Below are 6,766 nucleotides of genomic sequence, written 5' to 3'. Positions count from 1 at the left end.
AGTGATGACTAGGTGGTCCCATTAAGTGCTAATGGGGTGGTCCCTTTAGGTGATGACAAAGTGGTCCGATTAGGGTGCTGAATGACATTTACAAATGTATTGTTATCTTCTATATGTATTTGCATGGTGATTGTTGATGGAATTATTTGACATTGCTGATCAGTACAAACAAATTTTTTGGATTCTGAACAGTTTAAATCATAATATTCTCTAGCAAATATATTTTGATCTAAAATACAGGAGCTAATTAAATATATAAGCAAGACGAGATTTATTTTTCTCATTTTATATATGAATTAATTTGGTATAAGTAATTAAAGAATAGACTAATTAAAAAATTACGTCCTACATGAACAAGGATGCTCTTATCTTAATAGCAAGGTCGTGACCCAAAGAGATCTATATGACATCATAGTACAATATCGGGTCTTGCCCCGACCTACGCTTGATGAAAAATGTGATTTTAGTGCCTCAATGGCGCCGGTTGAAAAAATCAATGGGAATAATGATATAAATCAATAAGTTAATTGGTGGAGGCGGCGGGAATTGAACCCGCGTCCGCAAGCCCTCTGCCTTTGGATCTACATGCGTAGCCTTGTCTACTTAATTTAACTGTGGCTCCTCCGACGGGCAGGATTAGACACAGCGATTCCCTAAGTTTCGCATCTTAACCCGGGATGGATTAGGACACTAGCTTATCTTCTATGACCGTCGATTCGATACCGATAAGCGAGCTCGGTCAACGGGGCACTGGGTTTAAGGCCAGTACACGTTGCTTTGACTTTGATTAAGCAGCAATTGCTCCATCAACGTCATCAGCGAAGATTGCATCATTTGCATTTATATTTAATTGAGCCTGTTTTACGAGAGATCTCATTCTCGGCATGCACCTCTGGTTTTGCAACCCACGTCGAAGCCAGGTCGCCCCCAATTTGGTTACACTATAAGTATAACATAAAACACCAACCAATAGTTAGGGTCTGTTGACAATTCTATGGTCTTGGCCTAGCGAATTGGCAGCAAACCCTAATGCTACTGAATTTAGATGATCCCATTGTGCCTTAACAAAGCATCTATCGTTGCAGGTCTTCCTCTGAACTCAATAAAAGCATCGGATGCTTTTTTGGAGCCACCGGCTTCTAAGATGGCTTTTAAAAAATCATGACCTGTTTTGGGGTTAAATATGCCCTCTTCTTCAAAACGCGAGAACGCATCGCTTGATAATACTTCTGCCCACATGTAACTGTAGTATCCAGCAGCATAACCTCCTCCAAAAATGTGGCTGAAGCTGTGTTGGAATCGATTGTATGGGGCTAACGGAATCACCGACGTTTTAGTGCGCACATCCGCTAGGGTTTCAGCAACAAAAGATTCTTTAATTCCGTTGTACTCTTGATGAATTCTGAAATCAAACAGGGCAAATTCCATCTGTCTTAACATCGCCATGGCAGATTGAAAATTCTTCGCCGCGATTAAGCGCTCATAGAGTTCATCCGTTAAAGGTGCCCCTGTGTCTACATGGGAGGACAATAGAACAAGGGAACTTTTATCCCAGCACCAGTTTTCAAAAAACTGACTGGGTAGCTCGACTGCATCCCATTCCACTCCATTTATTCCAGAGCCATCCAAATAATCCACTTGAGTTAAGACGTGGTGTAAACAATGTCCAAACTCATGAAACAAGGTCACTACTTCATCGTGAGAAAGTTGTGCTGGTTTATTCCCAGAAGCTTTCGCAAAATTACAAGTTAATGTCGCTATCGGTACTTGGATTGTTCCATCCTCAAGTTTTCTTCTGCTTTGCATAGAATCCATCCATGCGCCACCACGCTTATTGGGCCTAGCAAACAGATCCGTATAGATATAGCCGCGAACTTGGTTATGCTCGTCCACAATGCAATAACACTGTACGTCTTTATGCCAAACATCGACTCCTGGAATCTCTTGAATACTCATTCCATAGAGTTTTTTAACGATGGCAAATAGGCCTTGCATCACCTTCGGCTGGGGGAAGTAAGGACGCAGTTCTTCTTGTGACAGAGAGAATAAATCCTGCCTACGTTTTTCTGACAGGTAAGCAACATCCCAAGGATTTACACTATCAAATTTGTATTTCTCTAGCGCAAATTGTTGCAATTCCACAAACTCGATCTGCCCCTTTTTTCGGGTTCTACCCACTAAATCCATCATAAAGTCGACGACTTGATTTGGGGTATCCGCCATTTTTGTGGCTAAAGACAGCTCTGCATAATGCTTAAACCCCAACAATTGAGCCTTTTCATGGCGCAAAGCTAGTATTTCATCAATGATTTTAGAGTTATCAAATTCACCAGCATTAGGCCCTTTTTCAGAAGCTCTGGTCACAAAAGCTTGATACAATTCCTCTCGTAAAGATCTATCCTCTGCATGAGTAATCACTGCTTGAAAACTTGGGTATTCCAGGGTGAGCACATAGCCCGGAAGATCCTTTTCCTTCGCTAATTCCTTAGCAGTACTGATTGCATGCTCTGGCAAGCCTTTAATTCTCGTGTCATCTGGCAAATGCACAGTAAAAGCTTGAGTTGCATCCAACACATTGTTTTCAAATTTGCTGGATAACTCCGCCAGACGTGCTTGAATGGCTTCGAAACGCTTTTTGTCTTTTGCAGAAAGAGCAACACCTGACAACTCAAAGTCTCGTAGACTGTCTTGAATTAATTTTTTTTGAGCCACATCCAATGAATGTTGGTCAATCGATTTAATTGCCTGGTACAGCTTGTGATTATGCCCAATTGCTGCATCGTAGGCAGAAAGCAAAGGCAAACATGCTTCATAACAATCGCGTAATTCTTTGGAGTCCATCACTGAATGCAAGTGAGAGAATGGCGACCACATTTGTTCTAAAGAATCGCCTAAATCATCCAATGGATACATTAAATTATCCCAAGTGTAATAGTGATTTTCTTTAAGCAGGTGATCAATTCGCTCTAAATTATTTTTTAAAAGTGCTTCTAGATTTGTCTTAAAATGATTGACATCAACTCGACTAAATTGAGGTAATCCTATAGTTGTTGACATGTTTTATTTCCTCAAAAAAAATTGCCAACAGCATATCACAGGACTAAGGTTAAAGCCTATGTCCTGTTGCGGTAACTAACTCAGTTTCATTCAGTGAAACCATTTCCACTGTATCGACTTGTTGAACAGTTGGTTCTCGTGGAGAAGGCTCTGGTTTTGCAAATAAACTCAATTTGCTTAATGCAGATGAAGACGGTTTTTCAACAGCATCTTTGGGTCTGTATTGTTCTAGTTGGTTAGTTAGAATGTACATGGCTGCCCATATCATAATCAGTAAAACAGCACCGACAAAAGGCATCAGTGGACCACAGGCTACGAGCAGAGGCATGGTCAAACACATGGCAGCGACAACAGCCACAGCACCGCTTATGGCCAACCCTGAACGAAGATGTTCAAATTGAATTCGATTGTCGATGTAGTTAAGGAACTCTTTGGCTTGTTGTCTGGTTTCTTCATCCTCAGAAGCATTGAGTATTTCCTGGTATGCTTTTCTTAGATCATGCAAACGATTCAGTTCAATATAAGCTCTGATGGATACGATCACCACATCAAGAACAAATGCACCAATGGTTAAATACACCCCTATTGGTGCTAGGGGGCCGACCAAAAGAAAACAATTGAGCAATCCAACAGTACACCAAAGGCTATCATTCGCTAATTCAAACCAACGTCTCTGCAATTGAGCAAGTAAACGATTAGTCCAGCGTATTGAGCGTTCATCGTCATCCATCCACGGATTGGGAATAAGGTGCTTGAGCAGTAAAAACAAATTCGTAGACAGTCTTGGGATAAAGAAACACCAGCCCAAATAAGCAAGAAATGGGCTCAAATAAACATTAGCTCGCGCCATAAATAAGGCAAATGCTTCCGAAGTGACCTCAATAGCCACAAATGCATTCAGAATTCTATTGGTTCGTGACAACAAAATTCGGTACCAATTGGATGCCCCAGTATCTTCACGAATCAACTGACTTAATGACCAACCAACGTCGACCTCCAAAACATTCGTTTCTGGGGTAAAGGCAATCCCAGCAATGTCCGTGAGTAATTCTCGGTACATTTTTTTATGGTTTCTTAGTCGTCGGACTTCACGTGGAACAATTAAATAATGCAGGTTTAGGTATTCCAAAAGCTCTGCCATTTTAAGCGCATCTTTTATCTCTTGGACGAGTTGCTCTTTATTGCACGCATCGGAATAAGTGAGATCATGTCGAATTTTTTGACATAAAATGCTGTATTCCATGTTCAAATGGGGATGGAAACCAATAATTTTGGTGTAAAATTCCGGGCCTATTTTAGCCACTACGTGGTTGATGTTCGAATTTCCATCGACCCCAACGGCCTCCAATGCTTGGAGTTCAGGAAACATCTTTGTTAAGTGGATAAATAGTGGCGTCATAATGCATTAAGTAAGATTAATAGTTATAATAACTGATTTGAACAGTGTCATTTCTAGCGTGAGAAATGTGTGCTGTTATTTTACTAAAAAACGACAGTACGCAATTATGCCAAAATTTGGTCAGAAGGTAAATTTTTTTTATCATATTGACCTAAAGTTTACAAATTATACACCTAAAAATGAATGCTTTTCTTGCCGATTGCTGGCTTCTGAGAGACAATAGTGCCTCCGTTAAATGCACAAGAGACAGAATGAATCGTTTTACAGAACTAGCTAACGCTGTACGACTACTTAGTGTCGATGCAGTAAACCAAGCTCAATCAGGCCATCCTGGCATGCCATTAGGCATGGCAGATATTGCAACTGTTTTGTGGAAACAATTTCTAAAACACAATCCCACAAACCCTCACTGGTTTAATCGCGATCGTTTTGTACTGTCCAATGGGCATGGCTCCATGCTGCTGTATGCCTTACTGCATTTATCCGGCTATCAACTTAGCATGGATGAACTCAAGCATTTTCGTCAACTAAATTCTAAAACGCCAGGTCACCCTGAATTCGGACACACACCAGGAGTCGAGACCACAACGGGTCCACTCGGCCAAGGTTTAGCCAATGCGGTGGGAATGGCCTTAGCTGAAAAAATTCTTGCTAATGACTTCAACCGTGATCACTTTCAAATCATTGACCATTACACCTACGCCTTTGTTGGTGATGGTTGCTTAATGGAAGGAATCTCCCATGAAGCTTGCTCCTTAGCTGGGACCATGGGATTAGATAAATTAATTGTGTTTTATGATGACAATGGCATCTCCATTGATGGCAAAGTTGAATCTTGGTTTACTGATGATACTGCCACACGATTTAAAGCTTACAATTGGCAAGTCATAGGCCCAATTGATGGCCATGATACAAAAGCCATAGAGGCATCGACCAAAGAAGCTCGAGCAAATACAACCCAACCCAGTTTAATTATTTGCAAAACCATCATTGGCCTTGGTTCGTCTGTTGCTGGAAGCGAAAAAGCTCACGGAGCTCCTCTAAGTGCAGATGACATCGCAAAAGTTCGTGAATATTTTAACTGGCCCTACGCTCCCTTTGAAATTCCAGACCCTATTTACCAAGATTGGAATCATTGCGAACAAGGTGAAAAAGAAGAGCAACAGTGGTTGCAGCAACTCCATGACTATCAAAAGCAATACCCTACTGAATACTCTGAGTTACTTCGCCGAGCCAATGGAGACCTTCCAGACAACTGGAATGAGTCAAAAGCGAGCTTTTTGAATCAATGTTTAAGCAACAGCAAATCCGTTGCAACTCGCAAAGCCTCTCAACAATGCATTGAACACTTTGCCGCTCTTTTGCCGGAGATGATTGGTGGATCAGCTGATTTGACTGGTTCTAACAATACAGATTGGACAGGGGCTAAAGCCATTAGTGGGCATCACCTGTCTGGTAATTACGTCTACTATGGTGTTCGTGAATTTGGTATGGCTGCAATCATGAACGGTATTGCCCTACATGGTGGATTTATACCCTACGGTGGCACCTTCCTTGTCTTTTCAGACTATGCCAGAAATGCTATTCGTCTAAGTGCCTTAATGAAGCAACGAGTTATTTACGTCTTTACTCATGATTCCATTGGTCTCGGCGAAGATGGCCCAACACATCAACCCATTGAACATGCAACCATGTTAAGGGTAACCCCCGGAATGTCCGTATGGAGACCCGCGGATCTTGTTGAAACCACTGTAGCATGGGAACAGGCTCTTGAGCACCACAATGGACCCTCAGCCCTATTGCTATCTCGACAAAATTTACCCGCTTTAAACCATAATCCAAGTTCGGCTGAGCTCATTAAAAATGGAGGGTACATTCTTGTAGATTCTAATGGTCAACCAGATGCCATACTTATATCAACAGGCTCAGAAGTACAATTAGCCGTTAAAGCGGCTGAGCAAGCAAAATCTCAAGGATTCAACGTTCGAGTTGTTTCCATGCCTTGTGCAGAGCGATTTTTAGCACAAGATGAATCTTACAAGGAACACGTATTGCCAAGTAAAGTGCGAACACGAGTAGCAATTGAAGCCGCCAGCAGCCCCTATTGGTATCAATTTGTAGGCCTTGATGGCGCAGTAGTTGGTATCGATGGCTTTGGTGTTTCGGCACCAGCTGAACAAGCGTTTAATTATTTTGGCATTACAGTGAATAAAATTATTAGTACTTTAGAAGCAATAACAAAACAAACCATTAAATAACCAATACCCATACTGGCTCTATTATGAACAATCAGAGAGCCAATGGGGATAT

Annotated in this window: 3 protein-coding genes and 1 other RNA gene; 1 reads left to right on the top strand and 3 read right to left on the bottom strand. The window is 41.5% G+C overall.

Features of this window, described 5'->3' with window-relative positions; translation table 11 throughout:
• Positions 1-528: 528 nt before the first annotated feature.
• From ssrA to Lwal_RS11800, 3 genes are all read right to left on the bottom strand, one after another.
• Positions 529-929: a transfer-messenger RNA gene (gene ssrA / locus Lwal_RS16805) on the bottom strand.
• Positions 930-1,041: 112 nt separating this feature from the next.
• Entirely contained in the window at positions 1,042-3,057 is a 2,016-nt protein-coding gene (locus tag Lwal_RS11805; protein ID WP_058480992.1) for a M3 family metallopeptidase, read from the bottom strand.
• Positions 3,058-3,106: 49 nt separating this feature from the next.
• Positions 3,107-4,456, bottom strand: coding sequence for a hypothetical protein (locus tag Lwal_RS11800; RefSeq protein WP_133141212.1), 1,350 nt, complete (start codon positions 4,454-4,456; stop codon positions 3,107-3,109).
• Positions 4,457-4,707: 251 nt separating this feature from the next.
• Between Lwal_RS11800 and tkt the strand changes: the two genes are divergently transcribed.
• The gene (gene tkt, locus Lwal_RS11795) at positions 4,708-6,714 is read left to right on the top strand and encodes a transketolase (RefSeq protein ID WP_058480990.1); all 2,007 of its coding nucleotides are present in this window, start codon (positions 4,708-4,710) and stop codon (positions 6,712-6,714) included.
• Positions 6,715-6,766 lie beyond the last annotated feature (52 nt).

The organism is Legionella waltersii (genome assembly GCF_001468085.1).
In the GTDB taxonomy this organism is placed as follows: domain Bacteria; phylum Pseudomonadota; class Gammaproteobacteria; order Legionellales; family Legionellaceae; genus Legionella; species Legionella waltersii.
The sequence above is the reverse complement of the archived record's forward strand: the minus strand, read 5'-3'. Positions and strand labels throughout refer to the sequence as shown.